Source organism: Mesorhizobium sp. B2-1-8 (assembly GCF_006442545.2).
GTDB lineage: Bacteria > Pseudomonadota > Alphaproteobacteria > Rhizobiales > Rhizobiaceae > Mesorhizobium.
The window spans coordinates 2,000,510-2,023,868 of sequence record NZ_CP083952.1 but is presented as its reverse complement, the minus strand read 5'-3'; the positions used below and the strand labels follow the sequence as shown (position 1 = coordinate 2,023,868).

Annotated in this window: 25 protein-coding genes; 12 read left to right on the top strand and 13 right to left on the bottom strand. The window is 63.2% G+C overall.

Annotated features, from left to right (window positions below; genetic code table 11):
* Positions 1-121: 121 nt before the first annotated feature.
* The 7 genes from FJ970_RS09965 to FJ970_RS09935 form a co-directional block, all read right to left on the bottom strand.
* Complete coding sequence (locus FJ970_RS09965) at positions 122-1,300, bottom strand: serine hydrolase domain-containing protein (RefSeq protein WP_140755872.1); 1,179 nt, start codon at positions 1,298-1,300, stop codon at positions 122-124.
* 33 nt (positions 1,301-1,333) lie between these two features.
* On the bottom strand, positions 1,334-2,530 hold the full coding sequence (locus tag FJ970_RS09960) for a serine hydrolase domain-containing protein (RefSeq protein WP_140755874.1): 1,197 nt from the start codon (positions 2,528-2,530) through the stop codon (positions 1,334-1,336).
* Positions 2,531-2,595: 65 nt separating this feature from the next.
* Positions 2,596-3,630: an extracellular solute-binding protein gene (locus FJ970_RS09955; RefSeq protein WP_140755876.1), complete on the bottom strand. Its 1,035-nt coding sequence runs from the start codon at positions 3,628-3,630 to the stop codon at positions 2,596-2,598.
* Between the two features lie 22 nt (positions 3,631-3,652).
* Positions 3,653-4,453, bottom strand: coding sequence for an ABC transporter permease (locus FJ970_RS09950; RefSeq protein WP_140755878.1), 801 nt, complete (start codon positions 4,451-4,453; stop codon positions 3,653-3,655).
* The gene (locus FJ970_RS09945) at positions 4,446-5,366 is read right to left on the bottom strand and encodes an ABC transporter permease (protein ID WP_140755880.1); all 921 of its coding nucleotides are present in this window, start codon (positions 5,364-5,366) and stop codon (positions 4,446-4,448) included. The genes FJ970_RS09950 and FJ970_RS09945 overlap by 8 nt, the downstream gene beginning before the upstream one ends.
* A complete protein-coding gene (locus tag FJ970_RS09940; RefSeq protein ID WP_140755882.1) occupies positions 5,366-6,460 on the bottom strand; it encodes an ABC transporter ATP-binding protein in 1,095 nt (364 codons plus the stop codon). The genes FJ970_RS09945 and FJ970_RS09940 overlap by 1 nt, the downstream gene beginning before the upstream one ends.
* 140 nt (positions 6,461-6,600) lie before the next feature.
* The gene (locus tag FJ970_RS09935; protein ID WP_140755884.1) at positions 6,601-8,280 is read right to left on the bottom strand and encodes an amidohydrolase; all 1,680 of its coding nucleotides are present in this window, start codon (positions 8,278-8,280) and stop codon (positions 6,601-6,603) included.
* Between the two features lie 259 nt (positions 8,281-8,539).
* Between FJ970_RS09935 and FJ970_RS09930 the strand changes: the two genes are divergently transcribed.
* From FJ970_RS09930 to FJ970_RS09915, 4 genes are all read left to right on the top strand, one after another.
* Positions 8,540-9,193 (top strand): TetR/AcrR family transcriptional regulator, encoded by a 654-nt coding sequence (locus tag FJ970_RS09930; RefSeq protein ID WP_140755886.1) that lies wholly within the window; start codon positions 8,540-8,542, stop codon positions 9,191-9,193.
* Positions 9,194-9,216: 23 nt separating this feature from the next.
* A complete protein-coding gene (locus tag FJ970_RS09925) occupies positions 9,217-10,248 on the top strand; it encodes a histone deacetylase family protein (RefSeq protein WP_140755888.1) in 1,032 nt (343 codons plus the stop codon).
* A 469-nt stretch (positions 10,249-10,717) separates the two neighbouring features.
* The gene (locus FJ970_RS09920; protein WP_140755890.1) at positions 10,718-11,428 is read left to right on the top strand and encodes a helix-turn-helix transcriptional regulator; all 711 of its coding nucleotides are present in this window, start codon (positions 10,718-10,720) and stop codon (positions 11,426-11,428) included.
* Positions 11,425-12,195, top strand: a complete 771-nt coding sequence (locus FJ970_RS09915) for a helix-turn-helix transcriptional regulator (protein ID WP_140755892.1) — start codon at positions 11,425-11,427, stop codon at positions 12,193-12,195. The genes FJ970_RS09920 and FJ970_RS09915 overlap by 4 nt, the downstream gene beginning before the upstream one ends.
* Before the next feature lie 24 nt (positions 12,196-12,219).
* On the opposite strand, the gene FJ970_RS09910 is transcribed toward FJ970_RS09915, so the two are convergent.
* From FJ970_RS09910 to motA, 6 genes are read right to left on the bottom strand one after another with little or no spacing between them, the layout of a single operon-like run.
* Positions 12,220-12,654 carry a hypothetical protein gene (locus FJ970_RS09910; protein WP_140755894.1) on the bottom strand — a complete coding sequence of 145 codons (435 nt, stop codon included), beginning with the start codon at positions 12,652-12,654 and terminating at the stop codon, positions 12,220-12,222.
* Positions 12,651-13,733 (bottom strand): flagellar biosynthesis protein FlhB, encoded by a 1,083-nt coding sequence (flhB, locus tag FJ970_RS09905; protein ID WP_140755896.1) that lies wholly within the window; start codon positions 13,731-13,733, stop codon positions 12,651-12,653. Before flhB ends, FJ970_RS09910 begins: the two co-directional genes overlap by 4 nt.
* A 3-nt stretch (positions 13,734-13,736) precedes the next feature.
* Complete coding sequence (locus tag FJ970_RS09900; protein WP_140755898.1) at positions 13,737-14,750, bottom strand: flagellar motor switch protein FliG; 1,014 nt, start codon at positions 14,748-14,750, stop codon at positions 13,737-13,739.
* A gap of 43 nt (positions 14,751-14,793) precedes the next feature.
* Positions 14,794-15,180, bottom strand: coding sequence for a flagellar motor switch protein FliN (gene fliN / locus FJ970_RS09895; RefSeq protein WP_140755900.1), 387 nt, complete (start codon positions 15,178-15,180; stop codon positions 14,794-14,796).
* 17 nt (positions 15,181-15,197) lie between these two features.
* Positions 15,198-16,145, bottom strand: coding sequence for a FliM/FliN family flagellar motor switch protein (locus tag FJ970_RS09890; RefSeq protein ID WP_140755902.1), 948 nt, complete (start codon positions 16,143-16,145; stop codon positions 15,198-15,200).
* Positions 16,146-16,177: 32 nt separating this feature from the next.
* Positions 16,178-17,053 (bottom strand): flagellar motor stator protein MotA, encoded by an 876-nt coding sequence (gene motA, locus FJ970_RS09885; protein ID WP_140755904.1) that lies wholly within the window; start codon positions 17,051-17,053, stop codon positions 16,178-16,180.
* A gap of 157 nt (positions 17,054-17,210) precedes the next feature.
* On the opposite strand from motA, the gene FJ970_RS09880 reads away from it, so the two are divergent.
* The 8 genes from FJ970_RS09880 (at position 17,211) to flgG (ending at position 23,358) form a co-directional block, all read left to right on the top strand.
* Positions 17,211-18,332, top strand: a complete 1,122-nt coding sequence (locus FJ970_RS09880) for a DUF1217 domain-containing protein (RefSeq protein ID WP_140755906.1) — start codon at positions 17,211-17,213, stop codon at positions 18,330-18,332.
* Between the two features lie 2 nt (positions 18,333-18,334).
* Positions 18,335-19,060, top strand: a complete 726-nt coding sequence (gene flgF / locus FJ970_RS09875) for a flagellar basal-body rod protein FlgF (protein WP_140755908.1) — start codon at positions 18,335-18,337, stop codon at positions 19,058-19,060.
* Position 19,061: 1 nt separating this feature from the next.
* Positions 19,062-20,462, top strand: a complete 1,401-nt coding sequence (gene fliI, locus FJ970_RS09870) for a flagellar protein export ATPase FliI (RefSeq protein ID WP_140755910.1) — start codon at positions 19,062-19,064, stop codon at positions 20,460-20,462.
* Positions 20,443-21,276 (top strand): hypothetical protein, encoded by an 834-nt coding sequence (locus tag FJ970_RS09865; protein ID WP_140755912.1) that lies wholly within the window; start codon positions 20,443-20,445, stop codon positions 21,274-21,276. The genes fliI and FJ970_RS09865 overlap by 20 nt, the downstream gene beginning before the upstream one ends.
* 163 nt (positions 21,277-21,439) lie before the next feature.
* Positions 21,440-21,820 carry a flagellar basal body rod protein FlgB gene (gene flgB / locus FJ970_RS09860; RefSeq protein WP_027144748.1) on the top strand — a complete coding sequence of 127 codons (381 nt, stop codon included), beginning with the start codon at positions 21,440-21,442 and terminating at the stop codon, positions 21,818-21,820.
* Positions 21,821-21,822: 2 nt separating this feature from the next.
* Positions 21,823-22,239: a flagellar basal body rod protein FlgC gene (gene flgC / locus FJ970_RS09855; protein ID WP_140755914.1), complete on the top strand. Its 417-nt coding sequence runs from the start codon at positions 21,823-21,825 to the stop codon at positions 22,237-22,239.
* Entirely contained in the window at positions 22,236-22,559 is a 324-nt protein-coding gene (locus FJ970_RS09850; RefSeq protein ID WP_181178319.1) for a flagellar hook-basal body complex protein FliE, read from the top strand. The genes flgC and FJ970_RS09850 overlap by 4 nt, the downstream gene beginning before the upstream one ends.
* Before the next feature lie 10 nt (positions 22,560-22,569).
* Complete coding sequence (gene flgG, locus FJ970_RS09845) at positions 22,570-23,358, top strand: flagellar basal-body rod protein FlgG (RefSeq protein WP_023770445.1); 789 nt, start codon at positions 22,570-22,572, stop codon at positions 23,356-23,358.
* Position 23,359 lies beyond the last annotated feature (1 nt).

Sequence of the window (23,359 nt, the reverse complement as noted above, 5' to 3'; positions counted from 1 at the left end):
CCACTCTCGTCGAAAAGAGCGGCGACCATAAGCGCACACGTTCAGTCCGCCAACCACCCGCGCATCCATCAGCGCGGCGGGTCCACAGGAAAGCAGCCTCTAATGTGGCCGTCGCAGCGCCTTAGACCATCAGGCTCAGCGCCTCGAAGAACGCGACGATCTCAATGTCCAGCGGATCGTCGACCGGCTCCGGCTGCGACGACATCTTGGCGATCACCACTTCGGTCCTGGGATCGACATAAAGCCATTGGCCGTGGATGCCGATGCCGCAATAGGCACCATTTTCGAAGCCGGTCTGATACCATTTGTTGCGGTAGCGGCCTTTCGGGAACAGCGGCAGCATGGCACCACGCTGCCAAGCTTCCGAGCTGCCACCGGTGCTGGTGGTGTCGCGTACCCAGGCCTCGGGCACGATGCGGCGGCCATTGGCTGTGCCGCCCTGCCGCATCATCTCGCCGATGCGCGCCAGGTCACGTGGCGTCACCGAAATGCCGCCGGCGGTGCGTGCCGTGCCTTCCATGTCGACACCGATGGAGGCCTCGCTGACGGCGCCAAGCGGCAGCCACAGTTTTTTGCGCATCAAATCGCAGAAGCGCTGCCCTGACGCGCGTTCCAAGAGAAGGCCGAGCAGGTCGGAATTGGGCGAGCGGTAGCGGAAGGTCTGGCCATGCGGCTCGGCAAGCCGCTGCAGGGTCAGGATGTATTCACGCAGGCTTTCGGTGCCGCCGCCGGGATTCCACAGCGTCGCGCGGCGATAGCGGGCGAAGGCGCTTTCCGGATCGAGATAGGCCTCCTCGAAATCGAGGCTGACGCTCATGTCGAGCACATGCCGAACGCTTGCATCGCCATAGGCCGAGCGCACAGCTTCCGGAATGTAATGCGTCACCGGCGCTTCAGGGTCGAACACCCCCTCGCCTTCCAGTATGCCGGCGATGATCGCGGTCACCGACTTGCTGATCGAGAAGATGATGTGGCGCGCGCCGAAATCCATATGCGGCGCGAACCAGTCGCCAACGATCTTGCCGCCCTTCATCACCGTCAGCGCGTCGGTGCTGGAGCGCAGGAGGAATTCAGCCACCGTCTCCGGTGCGCTCGCGACCGTGACCTTCTCGCCGAGCAAGCCACTGAGGTCTCGCATCGGCGCCTCGACACCGGCCGGCGCCGTCACGCGGGCGGTTGGCACCAGTTCGCCGAGATTCTGGAACGACCACCGGTTGAACGGACCCACGCGCCAGTTGCCGAGCAGCACCTCGTTACGGCGGAATCCGTATCGTGTCTCGAACGCGGTCTTGCCGGTCATGGCGTTTCCTTCCAGTCTTTTTCTTCTTGAGGTTTAGGCGAGCGCCGCGGCGATGGCGTGCACGGCCTTCAGCGTTGCCACGGAATAGGCCATGTTGCTGAAATCCGGGTAGGTCGACAGCTTCACCACCACCATTCCTGTGTTCCAGTCGATGTGGATCAACTGTCCGAACACGCCACGGCACATCAGTGCCCGCGAACTGGAATTCTCGATCCAGAACTGGTTGCGATAGCTGCCATCGGGCAGGCTGGCGGAGAAATCCGGACCATGCTTGCCAGTGCGCGTCGCCTCGATCCAGTCGGCCGGCACGATGCCACCGCCATCGTCGAGGATCAGCTGGCCAAAGCGGGCGTAGTCGCGCAGCGTCGCGTTGAAGCCGCCATCGGCCAGCGCACAGCCAGCGCTGTCCACGGTGAAGCAGGCGCTTTCATCCGCGCCGAGCTTTTGCCAGAGCTCCTCGGAAACCAGCTGCGCCAGCCGCTTGCCGGTCACCCGTTCCATGATGAAGGCGAGCACGTCCGTCTCGATCGAGCGATATTCAAACCGAGCGCCGTGCGGGCGCACGGTCTCTTTCAAGCCCAGGATCAGCTCGAACATGTGCGAGGGCCAGCGGAAATCCGGATCGCTGCCCGGCGGCACCGGCTTCCAGCCGGTGGCGACATCGACTTGGCCGATGTCGGAATAGCGGTCGGTGTATTCCTCGGAGAACCGCACGCCGGTGGTCATATCAAGCACATGCTGGACGCTGGCGCCGGCCCAGCCGGTGGCGCCGAGTTCCGGCAAATAATCGGTGACCGGCCTGGCCGGATCGATCAGGCCGCGCCCGGCCAATATGCCGAACACCGTGCCGGTGACGGACTTCGCCATCGACTGCGACAGATGCAGCGTGCGCTCGTCCATGCCATTGAAATAGCGCTCATAGGCTATCCTGCCGTCCTTGAGCACCAGGAAGCCGTCCGTATAGGTCTCGTCGAGCAAGCCGGCGAGTGTCGAAGGCCTGCCCTCGCTGTCTTCTACCGCCAGCCCGTCGAGATCGACTTCGGCGCGTTCGATGCGGTGGCGGTGACCAGCGCCACGCCAGACTTCGGCGGTCGGCAGAATTTCCCTGATATGCTGGAAAGCCCATCGGTTCCACGGTGGCCGGTCCCAATCGAGCCTGGGCGGCACCATGGCGGACGGCGAGCCCTGCATGATCGGCGGCCGCGGATCGCTGTTGCGATAGGAGTCCATGAAAGGCCATTCCCGGAAAAGAAAAGACCCGGCGGCGGGTGCCGCCGGGTCCCTTGTGTCTGTGACTACTTCTGCAGTTCGGTCCAGATCTTGGTGTAGATGTCCTGGATTTCCGGTGCGCACATTTTCTGGAATTCGCCCTGTGGCTTCGCGGCGGCTGGAATCACGACTTCCGGCGCGTCCTTCATGTCCGCCGGCATATACTTGTCCGAGCCGGTGATGGCGTTGGCGTAACGGTGGAAGGCAGAGAGGCCCGCCGCGTTTTCCGGATCCATGATGAAGTTCTGGAACAGCTTGGCGTTCTCGACGTTCTTGGCTTCCTTGAGAACGACGACGTTATCGCTCCACAGGCCATAGCCTTCCTTCGGATAATTGTAGTGGATGGCCGGATTGGCCAGGCGTTGACGCAGAGCCGAACCGTTCCAGTCGCTGGTTGCCTTGAAGTCGCCGGCGCCCATCTTTTCGATGGTGTTGTACTCCATGGCGATCCAGTTCGGCTTGGCCGCGACAAGCGTATCGCGCACCTTCTTCAGAACCGCCTTGTCGTCGGTGCATTGCTGGCCACCGACATATTTGATCGCCGCGAAGATGACGTCATTCATCTCGGGAACGACGTTGACCTTGCCCTTGAGCTCGTCCGGCGTGTTGAAGATGATGCCCCAGCTGTCGGCCGGCCCCTTGTAGACGTCGGTGTTGACGACCACGCCGACAGTGCCCAATGCCCACGGCACTGAGTATTTGCGGCCTGGATCGAAGTCGGGATTGGCCCATTCGGGCGCGACGTTCTTGAAGTTCTCCATCTTGCCGGGATCGGTCTCGAGCACGAGGCCTTCCTTGATCCAAATCGGCACGTAGGTCTGCGAAGGCACCGCTATGTCGAAGCCGGTGCCGCCCTGGCGGACCTTGGCCAGCGCGGTGTCGTTCGAGTCATAGTCAGTGATAGTCACCTTGATGTTGTATTTGGCCTCGAACTTCTTGATCACGTCGGGGCTGGTATAGTTGCCCCAATTGTAGATGTTCAGTTCGCCGTCGGCGCGGGCGATGCCCGTCGAAGCGAGCAGCGCCAACCCCATGGCGCTCGCTGTTGTCTTCCAGTTCATGGTTTTAACTCCCATTTCAGGTTCAGTCTCGTTTCCTGCTGACGAAGAAAAACAACGTGACGATCGCGACCGAAAGCAGCAGGAAGGCGGTCGATATCGCGTTGATCTCGGGTGTGATGCCGCGGCGGATCTGGCCGAGCATATAGGTGGGCAGCGTGTCTTGGCCGCCCGATTTGACGAATTCGGTGATGACGACGTCATCGAGCGAGATGACGAAGGCCAGCATCAGACCGGCCAGGATACCGGGCCACAAAAGCGGCAGCGTGATCCGGCGGAAGGTCTTCCACGGCGTCGCGTAGAGGTCGGCCGCGGCGCGTTCCAGCGTCAGGTCCATATTCTCCAGCCGCGCCCGGATCGGCAGATAGGCAAAGGGAATGCAGAACGCCGTATGCGCGGCGACCAGGTAGCCGATGCCGGAATAACCGGTGAAGATCTTGATGCGCGAGAAGAAGATCAGCAGCGCCACGCCGGTGACGATCTCGGGCACCATCAGCGGCTGGTTGATCGCCGCGTATTTGAAGGTCAGGCCGGGATAGGACGCCGTGCGGGTGGTGGCGAGCGCGGCCATGGTAGCAAAGATGGTCGACAGCACCGCCGCGATGGAGCCGATCTGGAACGAGCGCAGCGTCGCATCGATGACCTGCGTGTTCTGGTATGCCGACTGGAACCATTTCAGCGAAAAGCCGCCCCATTCCGAGGTCGAGCTTGCCGCATTGAAGGCGTAGATCACCAGCACGAAGATCGGCAGATAGAGCACGATGAAACAGGTTGCCGCGATCGCGGTGAAGCCCGGCTGGTGCTTGATGGAGAAGTTGCTAGCCATGCCGCACCCCCGACTTGCCGGCATTGCGCACATAGGCAAGCAGCGCCACCATGACGATGATCATCACCGTGATCGACAGCGCCGAGCCCAGCGGCCAGTTGCGGCCCTGTCCGAACTGCAACTCGATCAGGTTGGACAGCATCATGTTCTTGCCGCCGCCAAGCACGCTCGGCGTCACATAGGCGCCCAGTGCCGGAATGAAAACCAGGATCGAGCCGGCAATGACGCCGGGTTTGACCAGCGGAAAGATGATCTTGCGCAGCACCTTGAAGCGTGTCGCATAGAGATCATAGCCCGCCTCGACGAGGCGAAAATCGAGCTTCTCCATGCTGGCATAGATCGGCAGCACCATCAGCGGCAGGTAGACATAGGCCATGCCGATCAGGATCGCCGTGTCGGTGTAAAGGATCTGGACCGGTGCCGAGACGATGCCGAGCTTGAGCAGGATCGTGTTGACGATGCCTTCGTTGCGGATGATCTGCAGCACGGCGAAGGTGCGGATCAACAGGTTCGTCCAGAACGGGATGGTGATCAGGAACAGCCAGAGATCCCTGGTCTTTTCGCTGCGCGTCGCCATGAAATAGGCCGTCGGGAAACCGAGCGCCAAGGTGGCGAGCGTCGTCACAACCGCAAGCTTGATCGAGCGCCAGACGATGGTGACGTGCGCCGCCGCGAGCGACAGCGTGTCGTCGAAAATATCGCGCTCCAGGAAGACCGATGTCCAGGCGTCGGATGAGAACTGCCATTTCACGTCGCCATAGGCGCCGGGGGTCAGGAACGAATAGACCAGCACGATCAGCAGCGGGCCGGTCGCGGCAAACAGAATGACCAGCAGCGCCGGCGCTGACAAAAGCCAGCGGTCGCGGACATCGCGCCGTTCCGCTGCCTTGGCGACTTCTTCCGCGGTCGCCATCAGTCCCTCAGCACTTGCGCGGCGTCGTTGCCGATCATGATGCCGACCTTGTCGCCGCGATCGAAACCGCAGCCGGCGCTGCGCGTGTTCTGCTGGCGCACGGTGAAGGCCTCGCCGCTGTCGAGATGGACATGTATATGCGTGTCGGTGCCGAAATAGACGATGTTCTCGACCGTGCCCGACAGGTCGCCCTTGTCCTTCGTCAGCTTGGCATGCTCGGGCCTCACCACCACGGTGGCATTGTCTTTCGGCTGGAAGCCTTCTGCGACGGTCGCCTCGATGATCGCACCGGATTTGAGCGTCGCGCGCGCCTTGCCCTTGCCGGCGCCTGAGATGGCGGCGGTGAGGAAATTGGTTTCGCCGATGAAGTCGGCGACGAAGCGCTCCGCCGGCTTGTCGTAGATGTCCCAGGGCGAGCCGACCTGCAGGATCTTGCCCGACGACATCACCGCGATGCGGTCCGACATCGTCAGCGCTTCTTCCTGGTCATGGGTGACGAAGATGAAGGTGATGCCGGTCTCGTTCTGCAGCCGCTTCAGTTCGATCTGCATCTCCTTGCGGAGCTTGTAGTCGAGCGCCGAGAGCGGTTCGTCGAGCAACAGCACTTTCGGCTGCGGCGCGAGTGCCCGGGCCAGCGCCACACGCTGCTGCTGGCCACCCGAAATCTGACCGGTGCGACGGCCGGCCAGCGCTTCCATCTTGACCAGCTTCAGCATCTCGGCGACACGCGCCTTGATCTCGGCCTTCGGCTTGCCCAGCATTTCCAGGCCAAAGCCGATATTGTCCGCGACCGTCATATGCGGGAACAGCGCGTAGGACTGGAAGACGGTGTTGACCGGCCGCTTGAAGGGCGGCAATGGCGCGATGTCCTGGCCGTAGAGCAGGATCTCGCCGGCGGTTGGAAAGTCGAAGCCGGCGATCAGCCGCAGCAAGGTGGTCTTGCCGCAGCCGGAGGGTCCCAGCAGCGTGAAGAACTCGTTCTCGCGGATGGATACCGAGACCTTGTCGAGGGCAGCGACCTGCCCCTCACCCGATCCGAAAATTTTGCTGACGTTTACTACTTCAATCGCATTCCGATCCGGTTTGTCCGGCACGATTACGCCTCACTGTTGACCCCGCTCTTGCTGGCGGAGTTTGTCCCCTGTTGGATGTGACCACATGGCCGGTAGGTTGGCAAGCCCGGCATTGAATCACAGTTCAGTCAGTCTTTTAGCCAGCAAGCCTCATGCCATTATCAGGCCTGATAGGTGACCTTGCCGCCGCAGATCGTCGTCACCGGCCGCAGCTTATGCAGATCGGCTGGCGTCGTCTTCCCGATATCGGCCGACAGCACCACCAGATCCGCCATGTAGCCTGATTTCAGCATGCCCTTGCGGTGCTCGGCGAATTCGGCATAGGCGCCCTCGACCGTGTAGGCGGCGATCGATTCATGCAGCGAGAAGCTCTGGTCGGGATCGCTTTCTGCCCAGGGTTTGCGCAGTACTGCCGCCTGGATGCCCAGGATCGGGTCGATCGGCGAAACCGGCCAGTCCGAGGCGAACACGACATGGGCGCCGGCGTTCTTCAAGGTCCGCCAGGCATAGCTCAGCGGCCAGCGGGCCGGGCCGATGCGCGACACGGTCGGCTCCAGCGGAAAATCCATGGCGCCCGGCGGATGCGGGGGCTGCATGGAAGCGATGACGCCGAGTTCGGCAAACCGAGGCACATCAGCGGTGGTGGTGACCTCGATATGCTCGACGCGATGCCGGCTGTCACGCTTGCCATTGGCCTTTTGCGCCGCCTCGTAGCCGTCGAGCACGGCACGCACCGCGCCGTCGCCGATCGAGTGCACCGCAATCTGCAGCCCGCGCCTGTCGACGGCGACTGCCAGATCGATGAACTGCTGCGGCGTGAACAGCGGCTCGCCGACCCAGTCGGGCCGATCGGCATAGGGCTCGATCATGACAGCCGTCCAGGAATCGAGCACGCCGTCATAAAACACCTTGACCATGCCCGACGACAGCCACTCGCTGTCGTAGCGCTCTGCCATGACAGACGCCTTGTCGAGCATGTCGAGCGTCATGAAATTCTTGTAGTGGAAGGGGATCCGCACCCGACAGGGCAGCCCTTCCTCGGCCTCGATCTCGGCCAAGAGTTCGAGCTGGTAAAGATTGCCGTCCATGTTCTGGATAGAGGTAATGCCGTGGCGCGCGCACCAGGCAAGCCCGCGCCGCATGATGTCGCGGTCGGCAGCGCGTTCGGCGGCCGACGGCATCGGGTTGGGCTCGCCGCCGGTCGCCAGGCCCAGTCGCACGCGGCCTTCGCCGGCAAGGTCGAGAACCGGGCCGAACGCCTCGCCCTCGCGCAATTCGCCCGCTGCCAGGCCATCGTCGCCCATGACGATCTCGTTGCCCGGCCCAAGCGTGCGCCCGTTGAGGATGCCGGCCAGTTCTAGCGCCTTGGTGTTGGCCCACATCGTATGATGGTCGGGGGCGGCCATGACGAAAGGCCGGTCCGGCAGGACCGCGTCGAGATGGTGGCGCGTCACCCGCTCGTCGTCGAGCACGGTATAGTCGACGCTCTGCCCGACCAGCATCCGCGCGTCGGGGTGCGTCGCTGCATAGCCGCGGATCGCCTTCTGCAGCGCCTCGAACCCGTGCACCCCGGCCAGTTGCAGATGGGCAAGCTCGGCGGCGCCCGAAAACAGATGCATGTGGGCTTCGATGAAGCCGGGCAGGACCGATCCGCCAAGCGCGTCGATGACCTTGGTGCCCGATCCCTTGAACTCTTCGATGGAGGTGCTGCTGCCGATGGCGATGATGGCGCCGTCCTTGACGGCAACGGCCTCGGCGGCGGGATTGTCATCGTCCATGGTCAGCACACGACCGTTGATGACAATCAGATCCGCACTATCACCCGCACCCGTGACCGACATCGCGACTCCGCGCTTTTGACGACTGACTGAGAGCGGCAAAGCTCGCGTCCAACGACCCCCCACACCACGGAGCGGGACCGTCGGATAACGAATGATGCCGGCGCGCTGTCTTCGAAATTCCCCTTGTTATCCCAAGAGACAGCGTGGATAAAGAATGCGACTGATTATTCGCGTTTGTCAACATGCCGGATTTAGAATGTATTGTGGACAGCACGCTCCGCCCGTGTTGGGACCAGGCGGGGTACGAGGGCATCAAGCAGTGAAGCGCAGTCTCGACCGCAAAACCAGGATAGCGCTCGAACCGCGCAAGCAGCCTCGGCAACAGCGATCCAGCAAGGTGGTCGACAGGATTCTCGACGCCGCGCTGATCCTGACGCGGGAGCAAGGAACCAAGACGCCGACGACGCTCGCCATCGCGCAGCGCGCGGGCCTGTCGGTCGGTTCGGTCTACCAGTACTTTCCCAACAAGGAAGCCATTCTTCTGGATCTGGCACGGCGCTGGCTGTCGTCCTTTCCCGAGGTGATCGCTAGGCGCATCAAGGTCGCCGCGCCCACCAACCGCGAAGAGTTTCGGCGCGAAGTGCGCAAGCTCTTCATCGACACGTCGAAGCTCTATCTCGAAAACGCCACCCTGATGCCGGTGATCGAGGCCATCTCAGGCAATGCCGAACTGCGGCCGATCCAGAACGAATATGACGACCAGATCATCGCCCTCTATGCGGCTTGGCTGCAGCATGTAAACCCGGCGCTCGAAGGCAAGATCGCCAGCCGGCTCGGCGTGGTGATGATGGAGGTCGGGCATGCCTGCCGGCTCGTGGGGCTGAAGAAGGACCGCAGGACATTCGACCTCATCGAGGACGATGTCGAAACCATGTGGCTCGCGCTGCTGAGCCCCTATCTCAATCTTGGTTGATTTCGCGCTTCGAGAGGAACTTCATGAAGACTGTCTATTCGCCGCTTCACGCCGGCCACGCCGGCCAGATGGAACTGGTTACCTCTGCCGTCGTGCCCGGCTTTGAAAAGCCCTCGCGCGCGGAGTTCATCAAGGCGCGCGTCGAAACGGAGAAGCTCGGTCCGATCATCGCGCCGGTCGAGCACGACCTTGCCGCCGCCAAGCGCGTCCACAGAGCCGACTACATCGACTTCCTGCCGACGGTCTGGCCGCAATGGGTGGAATCCGGCTTCACGGGCTCGGCGATGCCCTTCACCTGGCCGACGCGCGGCCTGCGCGGCGACGTGCCGCCCAAGCGCATCGATGCCCTGCTCGGCTACTATTCCTTCGACGGCGGCGCCACCTTCGTCGAGGGTACCTGGGCCGCGATCAAATCGTCCTACGACGTCGCGCTGACCGCGGCCGGCCTGGTCAAGGACGGCGAGAGATCGGCCTTCGCGCTCTGCCGTCCGCCCGGCCACCATGCCGGCGCCGGCTTCATGGGCGGCTATTGCTACATCAACAACGCGGCGGTCGCCGCGCAATGGTTCCGTGACCAGGGCGCCAAACGTGTCTCGATCCTCGACGTCGATTATCACCACGGCAACGGCACGCAGGAGATCTTCTATGACCGCGCCGACGTGCAGGTTCTCAACCTGCACGGCGATCCGATGGTCGAATACCCCTTCTTTCTCGGCCATGCCGATGAGCGCGGCGCGGGCCCGGGCGAAGGTTTCAACATCAACTATCCCATGCCCTTCGGCACCGGCTGGGAGGCCTGGAACGCATCACTGGAAGATGCCTGCGCCAGGCTCGCCGCCTACGCGCCCGACATCGTCGTCGTCTCGCTCGGCGTCGACACCTTCGAGAAGGACCCGATCAGCCAGTTCAAGCTGAAAAGCCCCGACTATCCCAAGATCGGCCGGCGCGTCGCCAAACTCGGCCTGCCGACGCTGTTCGTCCAGGAGGGCGGCTACGCCGTCGAGGAGATCGGCATCAATGCCGTCGGCGTGCTGACCGGCTTCGAGGATCGTTAGATTCGTCGTTCAGAGGGAGCACGGTCTGCGCGGAAGACGGACAGGGGAAAGGGTGGCGGGGGCCGCCCTTTTTTGCATCCACCGGCATCGTATGATTCCATCGCAAACGCGATGACCGGCCTGCCCGGCTCGACGTCCCGCCCATGGAAAGGCATGGAGATCGGCCTCTGAGTCGCAGGCCGAGTCCATCGGATTCGATTTTGTCAAATCGCGTTTGATGTCGGATTCATCTGCGGGTAGATTAGACCCGAATCAGCCGGTCCTCGGGGGGCGCGGCAACCACCCAAAGTCTCACGTTCCGGACTTCTCCGGCGCCAGACGCGGATGTCTTCGCGTGCCCTGAATGGATTCCGTCTGGTTGGGCGCGGCCCCGCGCCTTGTGTGTCTCGTAAAAGTAACGCGTTTTCGGGTTCGGCGGCTGGCTCTCCAGCAACCGGACATCAGCATCGATTCCGGCCAAAAGCAGCAGATGAGCAGTCCCGCCGCGCCTCTTCAATCCGACACATTGGGCTCGCGCCTGACGTCGCGCGGTGATCTCACCAGCTTCTTCATGGAGCTGACCGCCGAGATCGGCGCTGACAGCTACATGCTGGTCGCCATCGTCCATGACCAGGACCGCAACGATGCGCATATCGTCTCCTCGAACTGGATCTTCGACGCCATCGAGCTGATCGGCAAGCGGCTGATCGCAAGCCTTGCCCAGGGACCGCTCACCGCCGCACCCGGTATCCGTCCGACACCGTTCGTGGCGGCCGAGGCGCCGGATGCCGAGGGGCTGGTCTCGGGCGAAGAGGCCCGGCTCCTCGACGTGCTCGGCCATGCCGAAATCTATTCACTGCGGCTGAATGTCGGCCGTCGGCGCCTGTTCGCCTTGTTCTCGGCGGCGGCGGCCGGCCAGATCGACCAGCCGGCGCTGATGAAGGCGCAACTGAAATGCTGCTACGCGCTCTCGCACATTCCGCAGTTGATCGCCGCCGCGGCCATGCAGGATCCGCTCTCGGATCGTGAGCGCGAATGCCTGTTCTGGGTCTCGGAAGGCAAGACCACCGACGAGGTGGCAGTCATCCTTGGCGTCTCCTCAAACACCGTCAACAGCTACATCACCCACGCCATCCAGAAATTCGCGGCCAGCAACCGCGCGATGGCCATCGCCACGGCGATCAGGAGTGGCATCATTTGAAACACGCCGACATCAAGGACGCCGCGGAAGCCCTTTTCAACGAGCAGCGCAGCCCCTTCGGCGCCTTCTCGCTGGGATCCGAAACACATCACGCCGTCACCATTCCCGATGCGGTGCGCCGCTGCCGCTGGATATCAGTCGACATCAACGCCTCGGCCTTCGGACTGTTCTTCGTCAGCCCATCGCCGGAGCGCGACCGGCTGGTCCCGTGCTTTGATTCCGATTATCCCGGCATCGCGATGGCGACGAAGTTCATTTCAGGCGCCAATGGCGAGGACATCGTTCGCCATAGCCGGATTTCGACCGAGCCGCGCTGGTGGACGGATGATGGCGTGTCGGCCATGGCCGACATATTCGGCAGTCTCGCCTGGACCGGACAGATGGCGCCGCTGACACCCGGATCGAGCGGCATCGCCTTTCCCGTCCATGCCGATCGCGGTCAATGCGGCCTCGTCGTCTTCCAGGGATCGGAGATCGCGCTGCCGCAGGATGCGCTCTACGAAATCCACGCTCGCTGCTTCTCGCTTTTTGCCGCGGTCGCGCGCATGCGTCCCGGCGATGCCGGCAGAATGCGCTCGATCTCCAAGCGAGAGCTCGAATGCCTGAAGCTGACCGCCAACGGCAACACCAGCGAGGAGATCGCGCGGCTCCTGAAACTGTCGGTGCACACCGCCAACCAGTACCTCACCCAGTCGACCCAGAAGCTCAATGCCGTCAACCGCAATCAGGCAGTCGCCAAGGCGCTGCGGCTGGGGCTTATCGAATAGTAGATGTCGGCTGACGGGAGCGTTTTAAAACGCCAACGGTTCGACTTTGCGGATGCGGGCCTGTTCGATCACAGCCTCCAGCAGCGCCGTATTATGCTCGGGGTCTTCGCCCGGTTTTTCAAACGACACGTAATTGACCACGACCGTGTTGCCGGCCTCGCTCAGCGTCAGCTGGAAATAGACGGTCACGCCGGGTGGCCTGAGCTCCAGGTCGAGCACGATGCGCGGGCTGCCGCTCCAGTCGACATGCGCCTCGCCGCCATGGCCGAGCCTCAGCGTACCCGGCATGAAGAACAGCTCCACCGCTGAATCGACCAAGTCCGACAGGCAGGCGAAATGCTCCAGCCGGATGAAGGCGATATAGTCGGCGACATCGATCAACCTCAGTTCGCCGACCACCTGTTCGATGGCGCTGGCGACGATGATCTCACGGGATTTTGCGTGCGGTTGCCGGTTCATGAAATCTGTCTGCGCTCAGCCTTTTTCGAATAGACGATCCGCACCAGTTCGGCGACGGCCTGGTAGAATTGCGACGGGATCACATTATCGACCGAAACTTGCTTGTACATGGAGCGGGCGAGCGCCACGTCCTCGAAGATCGGGATGTTGTGCTCCTTGGCGATCTCGCGGATTTTCAGCGCCACGAGGTCCTGCCCCTTCGCCACCACGAGCGGCGCCGAATCCTCGTCGCGCACATATTTCAGTGCGATCGAGAAGTGGGTCGGGTTGGCGATGACAAGCGTCGCGCGCGGCACCGCCGTCATCATCCGCTTGCGCGCCCGGTCTCGCGCCAGCGAGCGCAGCCGCGACTTGACGATCGGGTCACCCTCGGCCTGCTTGAACTCGTCCTTGACCTCCTGCTTGCTCATGCGCAGGTCCTGCTTCCAGTGGAAGCGCGACCAGACGACGTCGATCGCCGCGATCAGTCCCATCACGAAGACGATCGCCACCAGTATGTCGACGGCGATGCCGCGGATGACGAGACCGAAAGCGACCGGATTGGTGATCATCCCGGCAAGCAGCTTGCGGTGATCTTCCGACAGCGTGAAGGTGAGCACGGCGATGGCAAAACCGACCTTTGCAAGCGACTTCAGGAATTCGACCCAGCCCTGGGCGCCGAACATCCGGCTCCAGCCCTTGACGATCGAGATCCGCGAAAACTGCGGCCTGATGCGCTCGCCGACGAATTGCGGCATGTTCTGCAGCACCGAGGCGCCAATGCCGGCAACGGAGAGCAGCACCAGCAGACTGAGTACGGCGCGGCCGACTTCCAGCATGACGAGCTTGTAGAGCGCGATGACGTCGGTCTCGGTGTTCATCGGCCAGGCTTCCGGCTTCTCGAGGAACATCGACAGGAACATGCCGAGGTCAACGATCGCATCCTTGGCATAGAAGACGGTGAACACCAATATGGCGACGAAGGAGGCGAAGAGCGCGGTCTCCCTCGAATGGGGCAGCTTGCCCTGTTCGATTGTGTCGCGGATCTTCTTTTCCGTCGCCTCTTCGGTTTTCGAATCCTTGTCGGCGGCGTCGGACATGCCTTAGGCGGCGTTCTGCGTCGAGGGAAGTTCGAACGCGCCTTCGCGCGACAGCCGGATTGTGGTCGTCACGATCGTCTTGCGTGCCGCCATGATGTCGGCGGCGGGAACACCCTCCGACCCTTGCCCGAGTTCGGCCTCGATCATGCGCCGGGAGCGGGCGCCGATCGCCGACAGCACCGCTTCGGCCAGTGCTGCCGACGTGCCGCGCAGCGCCAGCGTGACAAGCTCGGTCGACAGCCCGTCGAACAGAAGCACCCGCGCCTTCTGGGTGAGCAGCGGCAGGTCATCGAAAGCGAACAGCCGGGCTCGGACACCGTCGAGGTCGGGCGTGCCGGCGGCTTCGAGATCCTGCATGACCTCATCGAGCAGGGGCTTCTCCAGCTCGTTGAGCACGCTGGCGACGCGCGCCTGCCCGGCCGAAGTATCCTTGGTCGTGGTGTCCGACAGCACGCTGGCGCGCAGCCGGTTCTCGACGATCCTGGTGGCGGCGGCCGGAACATTGGCCATCGTCACCATGCGCTTGATGATCTCGCCGCGCATCGGCTTCGTCAGCGTCAAGAGCACGCTCGCCGCCGTCTGCGGCGCCAGTTTCGACAGCACCATGGCCGCCGTCTGCGGATGTTCGCCCGCGAGGAAGGCGCCCAGCCGCGAGGGTTCGAGCTTTTCGAGATCGGGCCAGATCGGCGGCGGCCCTTCGGGCGCCGCCTCCGGCTTCTTGTTGCCCATGATGGCGCTCATCTCTTCGGGCGAGAGCGACTCGTTGAGGATCGTGTCCATCCTGTCGGCGGAATCGAGCAGGCCCGCGCCCTCGGTGAATTCGGCCTCGAATTCGGCGACGATGCGCTCGAGATCGCTTTGCGGAATGGTCCGGAGCAGCCGGGCGCCCTCGATCAGCGCCTTAAGCTCTTCCTGCTTGAAGAATTTCAACAGGCGGCTGGCCGACGGCTTGCCCATCGCCACCAGTATGGCGGCCGCCTTCTGTGCGCGTGTCAGGGTCGTCAGCGGCGTCGTCATGCCTCTCGCCTCCGCTGCCATCGGCAAGCCCCGCCAGCCATGTCTAGGCGCCCTTCGTGCCGGCGATGATTTCGGTCAGCCTGATGCCGAAGCGCGAAGGGTCGCTTTCGAGCACGGTGATCTCGCCGCGCGCTATTTTGCGGCCGTTCACCACGACATCGACCGGTTCGCCGATGCGGCGGTTGAGCGCGACCGTCGAACCCTTCTGCAGCGCCATCAGATCGGCAACCGCCATCTCGGTGCTGCCGAGGATGATCTGGACATCGACGGGGATGTTCATGATGACGCTTGAATTGGCCGATGCCGCGGCCCTTGCCGCCATCTCGGGGCGCTGCTCTTCTTCGTGCAGGACCCCGCGCAATTCCTCGATGGCACGATCGAGCCGCTCGTCCGGCTGGTCGAGCTCTGGTTCTACCTTGGTCTTGGCCATGCGTCGTCTCCAAAAGCTCAGGCGCGCCCGGCAACAGCCGGCATGAGCCCATCGATGAAATCCTGCCCGGCATCGAAAGGATGCTTGATTCGGACGGTGTAATTCTGCCCCAGTTTGCCGAACTCACATACGAACAGCGTCTGGCCGCGCGCGCCGAGGCGCGCCCGTGATTGCGCCGTTTCGTCGAAGTCGATCACCTGGCCCACTTCGAGATTGGCGAGGTCTCCGAGCGTCAGCCGCGCCAGCGGCATGGTGGCTTCGAGCGCCACGGTCGAGCGCATCACCTCTTCCGAAAAGCGTGCCCGCCAGTTGGTGCCGTGATCGTCCTCGCTGACGCTGGCCGTGCCGTCGCGCCCGGCCAGCACGATACGCTGCGGCATCGTCACCGTGATCGAGCCGCTGTCGACCGGCGTCGAGATGCCGAGGACGATGCGGATCGCGGCGCCGTCGCGCAACACGTGCCGCCTGGCCTCGATGCCCGACATGGCGCGCGGCGCGGGCAGCCGCAATTCGAGCGAGCGCCGTCCCGATCCGTTCAGCGCCTGCGCCACCTCCTGGAACACCATGGTCGAGACATCGGCCTCGATCGGCGACAGGTCGCGCTCGATCGGCGACACCGGCATATCCGGGTCGCCGCCGAACAGCGTCGAGACGATGATCGCGATCGCCGGAGCGTCGATGACGAGGGTCATCGCGTCCGAGGATGCCGGCGAGCCGATAACGGTCATGGCGAAGGTGTCGCCGGCGCGCGAACGCGCCTCGGGGACACGGCTGACCTCCACGGCCCTGAGGTCGACGATCACGGGAGCACCCAGCTCGCTCGAGAGCGCCTTCTGCAGCAGCGGTACGGCCCGTTCGGCCATGGCGCGGCCGGCGTCGATGACCTGGTCGGCCTCGCCGCTGTCGCCGACCAGGCGCTCAATGATCAGCGAACGCGTTTGCGAGGGGCTGCCCGGACTGGTCATGACAGTTTTGGCACCGGTCTGTCGCGCATCGCTCAGGCGGCCTTCTTCTCGGCGCCGCCGGTGTTCATCGTGCTCTGCTCGACGGCGTCGATAGTCGGCCGTTCATAGGAGGAGATGGTTTTGCGGCCGAACTCGATCGCCACCTGCGGCAGCGCACCGTTCATGTAGGCGAGCAGCGTCTGCTTGACGATGATGTAGAGGCGGTTTTTCTTCTCGCGCACCGTCTTGATCTTGGTGGCGACAGGCCCGACCACCGCGTAGGACAGGAAGATGCCGAGGAAGGTGCCGACCAACGCCGCGCCGATCAGGCCGCCGAGGATTTCCGGCGACTGGTCAAGCGCACCCATCGCCTTGACCACGCCGAGCACGGCGGCGACGATGCCGAGCGCCGGCAGGCCGTCGCCGACCGCGACCAGCGCGTGATAAGCCTTCATCTTGTCGGACTTAATGGTCTGGATTTCCTCGTCCATCAGCGCCTCGATCTCGTGCGAGCGGGCATTGCCGATGATGATGATGCGGCAGTAGTCGCAGATGAAATTCATCAAATCGTGGTTCTTGAGCACGGTCGGAAAGGCCTGGAAGATCGCCGACTCCTCCGGATTGTCGATATGCGCCTCGACCTCGCTGCGCGACTTGGAGCGCAGCTCGCGCATCAGGCTGTGCAGCACGCCGAGCGTTTCCAGATAGTCCTGCTCCTTCGGCACAGCCTGCTTGAAAGCTTCGAGAATGCCATTGCCGGTATCCTTGACCGTCTTCATCGGATTGGCGACCAGGAAGGTGCCGAGCGCGGCGCCGCAGATGACCACGGCTTCCCATGGCTGGACCAGCACGTGCAGATGCCCGCCCATGGCCATGAAGCCGCCAAGGACGCAGCCAAGCGTCACCACAAGTCCAATCAGAATGCCCACGACCGGTCCTTCCGCATTTCACGTCGGACAAGGGATAGTCCCCGTGCCTTGTGTGAGGCTTGAATCCGGGCCGCCATGAAGCCGAAAATTGGCGATTCAGTTTCGCGCAAGGAAGTGAGCTTATTGTGCCGGCATAGCTTCGGCCGGAGGCGCGTCCTTGCTCAGTACCTATACCAGCTACCAGTTGATCACCAAAGACATCAACAAGTCGATCGACCGCATCGAGCAGCAGCCGACGGTCGATCGCGACACCCAATATTATCTCGCCAACATCACCAAGGTGAAATCGATCGACGATTTCGTCAAGAACGACCGCTTGTTCAAATATGCCATGAAGGCCTACGGGCTGGAGAACATGGACTACGCCAAGGCGTTCATGGTCAAGGCGCTCAAGGAAGGCGTTACCGATTCCAACAGTTTCGCCAACAAGCTGACCGACAAGCGCTACGCCGCCTTCGTCAGCGCCTTCAACTTCGCTGCCAACGGCGCCGATGCGACGATCTACAACAAGGCCCAGCAACTGGTGACGAAGAACTACGCCATACAGGCGCAAATCGCCGGTCTCGATCCGAATTCGGACTATGTGAAGGGCGAGACGACGTATTATCTCGCCAACATCACCAAGGTGAAGTCGGTCGACGACCTCATGTCGAACAGCCGCCTCTACACTTACGCGCTGGCCGCGTACGGCCTCGATTCGGCGACGGAGGACAAGGACCTTATCAAGCAGGTCCTGCAAGGCGGCGTGCGCGATCCCGACAGCGTCGCCAACAAGCAGACGGATCCGGCCTACGCGGGACTGGCTACGGCCCTCAACTTCGAACAATACGGCGAGAATGCCACCACCATCAATCCAGCGCAGCAGCCGACCGTCGACAAATACATGCGCCAGACACTGGAAGAGGATGCCGGCCAGACTAATGAGGGCGTGCGGCTGGCGCTCTATTTCCAGCGCAAGGCACCCGACATCACAAGTTGGTACGACGTGCTGGCCGACACCGCGCTGGCCAGCGTCGTGCGCACCGCGCTGGGGCTGCCCGATTCCTTCGCCACCGCCGACATCGACAAGCAGGCGCAACTGTTCGGGCAGAAGCTCGACATCTCGGATTTCACGGATCCCGTGAAACTGAACAAGTTCCTGACCCGCTTCACCAGCATGTACGAGATCAACAACCCGACCTCGCCGGCCGTGACATCGATCAGCGTGCTTTTCGCCCAACCGGTCGCATCGGGCATCTCCACCGACCTGATGATGGCCATGCAGAAACTGAAGTTCTGATCATGCGAGACAGTCTCTACGTCGCCCTCTCCGCGCAGATGGCCCTCGAGCGCCGACTCGACACGATCGCCGACAATGTCGCCAACGCCAACACCGTCGGCTTTCGCGCCACGGGGGTGAAGTTCGCGGACGTGGTGTCGGGTACCGGGCAGAAGTCGGTTTCGTTCGCCTCCTCCGGCAAGACCTTTCTGTCGGGAGCTCACGGCTCCATGACGGAGACCGGCAATCCATTCGATTTCGCCATCCAGGGCAACGCTTGGTTCGCCATCGACACGCCGGCCGGCACCGTCATGACCCGCGACGGTCGTTTCTCGATGAACGAGAATGGCGAGCTGATGTCGGTCGAGGGCCATCCGGTGCTCGACGCCGGCGGCGCGCCGATCCAGCTCGATCCCCGCAACGGTCCGCCCAAGGCCGGCGCCGACGGCTCGCTGCGCCAGAACGAACAGCTCGTCGGCTCGATCGGCCTCTACAATTTCGACCCGGGCGAGAATTTCGTGCGCTACGGCAATTCCGGCATTGTGCCCGCACGCACGCCCGAACCGGTCACCGACCGCTCCGACATCGGCGTCGCGCAGGGTTTCGTCGAGGAATCCAACGTCAATCCGGTGCTGGAAATGACCCGGCTGATCATGGTCCAGCGCGCCTTCGAGAACACCGCCGCGCTGATGCGGCAGACCGATTCCTCCACCGACGAGGCGATAAAGACGCTCGGCTCGAAGTCATAGCATGTCGTCAGAGCAGCCATCCATCCGCGCACCCGAAAGACAGCTCCAGCCGGCGCCGCAGGATAGGCTTGCCGCTTTGGAGCGGATTGTCAGGCGCTTCGGCGACAGCGACGGGCTGGTCAAGCGCGGAGGCCTCGTCACGGAAGTCACGCCCACGCACTACAAGGTGCACGGCCTTTCCGATTTCACCAGGCTGGGTGACATTGTCGAGCAGCGCGGCCAGGCCGGCGCGCGCCGCGGCGAGATTGTCAAAATCAGCCGTGACGAGGTTGTGATCGCCCCCTTCGAACGCAGCGCCGACACCGGCATCGGCGATGCCGTGTTCCGCAGGGGTCCACTCGCGGTGGCGCCGCATGCCTCGTGGCGCGGTCGCGCCATCGATGCGCTCACCCGGACGATCGATGGGGGTCCACCTTTGGTAAGGGGCGACGACATGTCGGCGGCGGCCGCGACACCCGGCGCCATGGCGCGGCAGCGTGTCGGCACCGCCTTCATGACCGGCGTCAAGGTCATCGATATCTTCACGCCGCTCTGCTTCGGCCAGCGCATGGGTGTCTTCGCCGGCTCCGGCGTCGGCAAGTCGACGCTGCTTGCCATGCTCGCCGGCGCCGACGCGTTCGACACCGTCGTCGTGGCGCTGATCGGTGAACGCGGCCGCGAGGTCCGCGAATTCCTCGAGGACACGATCGGCGACAGCATGGCCAAAACCGTCGCCGTCGTCGCCACAAGCGACGAGAGCGCCATGATGCGCCGGCGCGCGCCCGACACCGCCATGCGCGTGGCCGAACACTTCCGCGACCAGGGCCACCGTGTCCTGCTGGTGCTGGATTCCATCACCCGCTTCGCTCATGCGCTGCGCGAGGTGGCGACGGGAACCGGCGAGCCGCCGGTCGCCCGCGGCTATCCCGCCTCTGTCTTCACCGAATTGCCCAAGCTGCTCGAGCGCGCCGGGCCTGGAGCCGAAGGTAAAGGCTCGATCACCGCCATCATTTCCGTGCTGGTCGACGGCGACGATCACAATGATCCGGTCGCAGATTCCGTGCGCGGCATCCTCGACGGCCATGTCGTGCTCGACCGCGCGATTGCCGAACAGGGCCGCTATCCGCCCGTCAATCCACTGTCGTCCATATCGCGACTTGCAGGCAAGGCCTGGAGCGTCGAGCAGCGAGCCCTTGTGACGCGGCTGAAGTCGATGATCTCCCGTTTCGAGGACACGCGCGATATCCGCCTGCTCGGCGCCTATCAGGGCGGCGTCGACGCCGAACTCGACATGGCCGTGCGCCAGGTGCCCCTGATCTATGAGGCGCTGGCGCAATCGCCGAGGGACCGCCCGTCCGCCGATCCGTTCTCCGACCTTGCCCGCCACCTCAAGGGAAAGCAGAATGCCGAACCAGGAGACTGAACGCCAGTACACCGAGCGCCTCCTGAACGAGATGATCGCCGAGGCGAACGCCGCGGAGCAGGCTCGAGCGGAGGAGGCCAGGGTCGCCAAGGCAAACGCCGTTGGCGCCATGGCTGCCAGGACCGCGGCTGTTCTGGCCAGGGCCGTCAAACCGGCTCTCCCCAGATCCGAAACTGTTCTTGGTCGGACCGCCCTTTCCTCAACGCATGTGGTTCCCGGCGTCGATGCTCCCGAGATGACGCAGGCAAGCCGCGAATCGCTGATCGATGGCCTGTTCGCCGCCACCGAATGGCCGCAGCCGCCAAAGCCGCAATTCCCCAGACTGGGCAAGAAGGCGGACCGTCGCGCCGACGTCGTCATCGCCGCGCTCGGCATCACGCTCGGCCTGACCTGCGCCCTGTTTCCCTGGTACATTTTCTTCAATCAGGACCAGTTCGGCGTGCAGGCGATCAAGTTCGGCGGCACAGGCACCAATTCGGGACGTGCGGGCGGCGGCGTGGTTTCCGCGCGCAGCGCGCCACTGACAGCCAAGGACGTTCCCAACACCAACGTCGACCTGCTTGCCACCGGCACGGTGCAGGACGATTCCAGAACGGAGCCGCCCGGCGATCAGCCCTTCCCCGCCGACATCGCGAAGTTCCGCATGGTCCATGTCGCCAACGGCCGCGCCATGATCGAGGACGACACCGGCCTGTGGATGGTCCAGCGGGGTTCGACGCTGCCGGATTCCAGCAAGGTATCGGCGATCGAGCAGCGCAATGGCAAATGGGTCATGCTCACCAGCGCCAACCAGGTGATCGAGCTTTCCAGGTAAGGCTGTTTCGGCTTTGCCCCGAGCCGGATCCAAGTCCAAAAAGACGGAGCAAGATGCCGTCCGAAAACCGCCTCATATTTTTCGCTGTCATACTCTAGCGACCGTCCGCAAGGTCCGCGCAAGACTGGCGGCCTAGTCTTTGGGCACATGCCCGGAGATTCCCATGGAGCCCGTTTCCCTTTTCGATCTCGCCGCCAAGCAAGCGCAGTGGCTGTCTGTGCGTCAGTCGGCGGTCGCCGGCAACATCGCAAATGCCAACACGCCGGGCTACACGGCAAACGATGTCGAGCCGTTCGAGAAGGTGCTCGACCGCACCGCGGTGTCGCTCCAGATCACCGAGCCCGGCCATCTCGGCAGTGCTGCCACCAATGCCGGCTTCACCATCAAGCCGCAGGAAGACGATGGCGTGATCATGCCGTCCAAGAACACGGTCGTGCTTGAAGACCAGCTTCTCAAGGCCGGCGAAGTACGCCGCTCCTTCGAGCTCAACACGGCCATCGTCAAGGCATTCCACTCAATGATGATGATGGCGGTGAAGAGCTGACCATGGACGCACTGACCGCAGCCCTCAAAGTCGCAGCATCAGGCCTCGGCGCTCAGTCCGAGCGCCTGCGCGTGGTTTCGGAAAACCTCGCCAACGCCCAGTCGACAGGCACCACGCCGGGCGCCGACCCGTATCGCCGCAAGACCATCAGCTTCGTTTCCGAACTCGACCGGGCCTCCGGCAGCTCAACGGTTGAGGTGAACTCGATCGACCGCGACCCGAGCGACTTTCCCATCGAATTCCAGCCCGGCAACGAGGCCGCCGACGACAAGGGCTACGTCAAGATGCCCAATGTCAACGTGCTGATCGAAATGGCCGACATGACCGAGGCCAACCGCTCCTACGAGGCCAACCTGCAAGTCGTGAAGCAGGCGCGCGACCTCATTTCAATGACCATCGACCTGATGAGGAACCAATGATCGTCAACGGCATCGGCGCGCTTAACCTGAAGCCTGGGCTGGGCGATACAGCCACCGACCTGCTGCAGGGCGGTGTTGCGTCGGCGGCATCGGGCAACCTCGGCACCTCCTTCGCCGAAGCGGTGAGCCAGGCTGCTTCCAACACCGTCAGCACCATGCAGAATGCCGAGCAGGTATCGATGCAGGCGCTCAAGGGCGACGCCGACGCCCGCCAGGTGGTCGATGCCGTGATGAGCGCCCAGCAGGCGCTGCAGACCGCCGTCGCCATCCGCGACAAGGTCGTCTCGGCCTATCTCGAAGTCAGTCGCATGGGCATCTGAGGAGCAGGCCATGAAAGCACTCGCCATCGCAGCCACCGGCATGAATGCCCAGCAGACCAATCTGGAAGTCATCGCCAACAACATCGCCAACATCAACACCACCGGCTACAAGCGCGCGCGCGCCGAATTCTCCGACCTGCTTTACCAGGTCGATCGCACGCAAGGCGTGCCGAACCGTTCCAACGCCTCGCTGGTGCCGGAAGGCGTTTCGATCGGCCTCGGCGTCAAGACGACCGCCGTGCGCAACGTTCACACACAGGGCGAGCTGACCAGCACCGGCAACAGTTTCGACATGGCGTTGACCGGCAGGGGCTGGTTCCAGATCGAAGGCGCCGACGGCGGCACGCTCTACAGCCGCGCCGGTGCCTTCAACACCAACGCCACCGGCCAGTTGGTGACCGTGGACGGCGCCAGTGTCATTCCGGCCATCACCGTGCCGACTAATGCGGTCGAGGTCATCGTCAACAAGACCGGTCAGGTCTTCGCCCGCATCGACGGCCAGACCAACCTGCAGACGCTCGGCCAACTTCAGATCGCCAACTTCGCCAACGAGGCCGGCCTCGCGCCGCTTGGCGACAATCTGTTCCAGGAAACGACGGCTTCCGGCCCGGCCAATGTCGGCGTGCCCGGCGATCCCGGCTTCGCCACCATCCAGCAAGGCTATCTCGAGGCTTCCAATGTCGATCCGGTCAAGGAAATCACCGAGCTGATCTCGGCGCAGCGCGCCTATGAGATGAACTCCAAGGTAATCCAGGCCGCCGACGACATGGCCTCAGTCGTCTCCAAGAACATCAGATAAC

Coding starts and splice junctions, on each gene's coding strand:
- FJ970_RS09965 (WP_140755872.1), bottom strand. CDS start 1,300: ATGACCGGCAAGACCGCGTTCGAGACACGATACGGATTCCGCCGTAAC.
- FJ970_RS09960 (WP_140755874.1), bottom strand. CDS start 2,530: ATGGACTCCTATCGCAACAGCGATCCGCGGCCGCCGATCATGCAGGGC.
- FJ970_RS09955 (WP_140755876.1), bottom strand. CDS start 3,630: ATGAACTGGAAGACAACAGCGAGCGCCATGGGGTTGGCGCTGCTCGCT.
- FJ970_RS09950 (WP_140755878.1), bottom strand. CDS start 4,453: ATGGCTAGCAACTTCTCCATCAAGCACCAGCCGGGCTTCACCGCGATC.
- FJ970_RS09945 (WP_140755880.1), bottom strand. CDS start 5,366: ATGGCGACCGCGGAAGAAGTCGCCAAGGCAGCGGAACGGCGCGATGTC.
- FJ970_RS09935 (WP_140755884.1), bottom strand. CDS start 8,280: ATGTCGGTCACGGGTGCGGGTGATAGTGCGGATCTGATTGTCATCAAC.
- FJ970_RS09925 (WP_140755888.1), top strand. CDS start 9,217: ATGAAGACTGTCTATTCGCCGCTTCACGCCGGCCACGCCGGCCAGATG.
- FJ970_RS09920 (WP_140755890.1), top strand. CDS start 10,718: ATGAGCAGTCCCGCCGCGCCTCTTCAATCCGACACATTGGGCTCGCGC.
- FJ970_RS09910 (WP_140755894.1), bottom strand. CDS start 12,654: ATGAACCGGCAACCGCACGCAAAATCCCGTGAGATCATCGTCGCCAGC.
- flhB (WP_140755896.1), bottom strand. CDS start 13,733: ATGTCCGACGCCGCCGACAAGGATTCGAAAACCGAAGAGGCGACGGAA.
- FJ970_RS09900 (WP_140755898.1), bottom strand. CDS start 14,750: ATGACGACGCCGCTGACGACCCTGACACGCGCACAGAAGGCGGCCGCC.
- fliN (WP_140755900.1), bottom strand. CDS start 15,180: ATGGCCAAGACCAAGGTAGAACCAGAGCTCGACCAGCCGGACGAGCGG.
- FJ970_RS09890 (WP_140755902.1), bottom strand. CDS start 16,145: ATGACCAGTCCGGGCAGCCCCTCGCAAACGCGTTCGCTGATCATTGAG.
- flgF (WP_140755908.1), top strand. CDS start 18,335: ATGCGAGACAGTCTCTACGTCGCCCTCTCCGCGCAGATGGCCCTCGAG.
- fliI (WP_140755910.1), top strand. CDS start 19,062: ATGTCGTCAGAGCAGCCATCCATCCGCGCACCCGAAAGACAGCTCCAG.
- FJ970_RS09865 (WP_140755912.1), top strand. CDS start 20,443: ATGCCGAACCAGGAGACTGAACGCCAGTACACCGAGCGCCTCCTGAAC.
- flgB (WP_027144748.1), top strand. CDS start 21,440: ATGGAGCCCGTTTCCCTTTTCGATCTCGCCGCCAAGCAAGCGCAGTGG.
- flgC (WP_140755914.1), top strand. CDS start 21,823: ATGGACGCACTGACCGCAGCCCTCAAAGTCGCAGCATCAGGCCTCGGC.
- FJ970_RS09850 (WP_181178319.1), top strand. CDS start 22,236: ATGATCGTCAACGGCATCGGCGCGCTTAACCTGAAGCCTGGGCTGGGC.
- flgG (WP_023770445.1), top strand. CDS start 22,570: ATGAAAGCACTCGCCATCGCAGCCACCGGCATGAATGCCCAGCAGACC.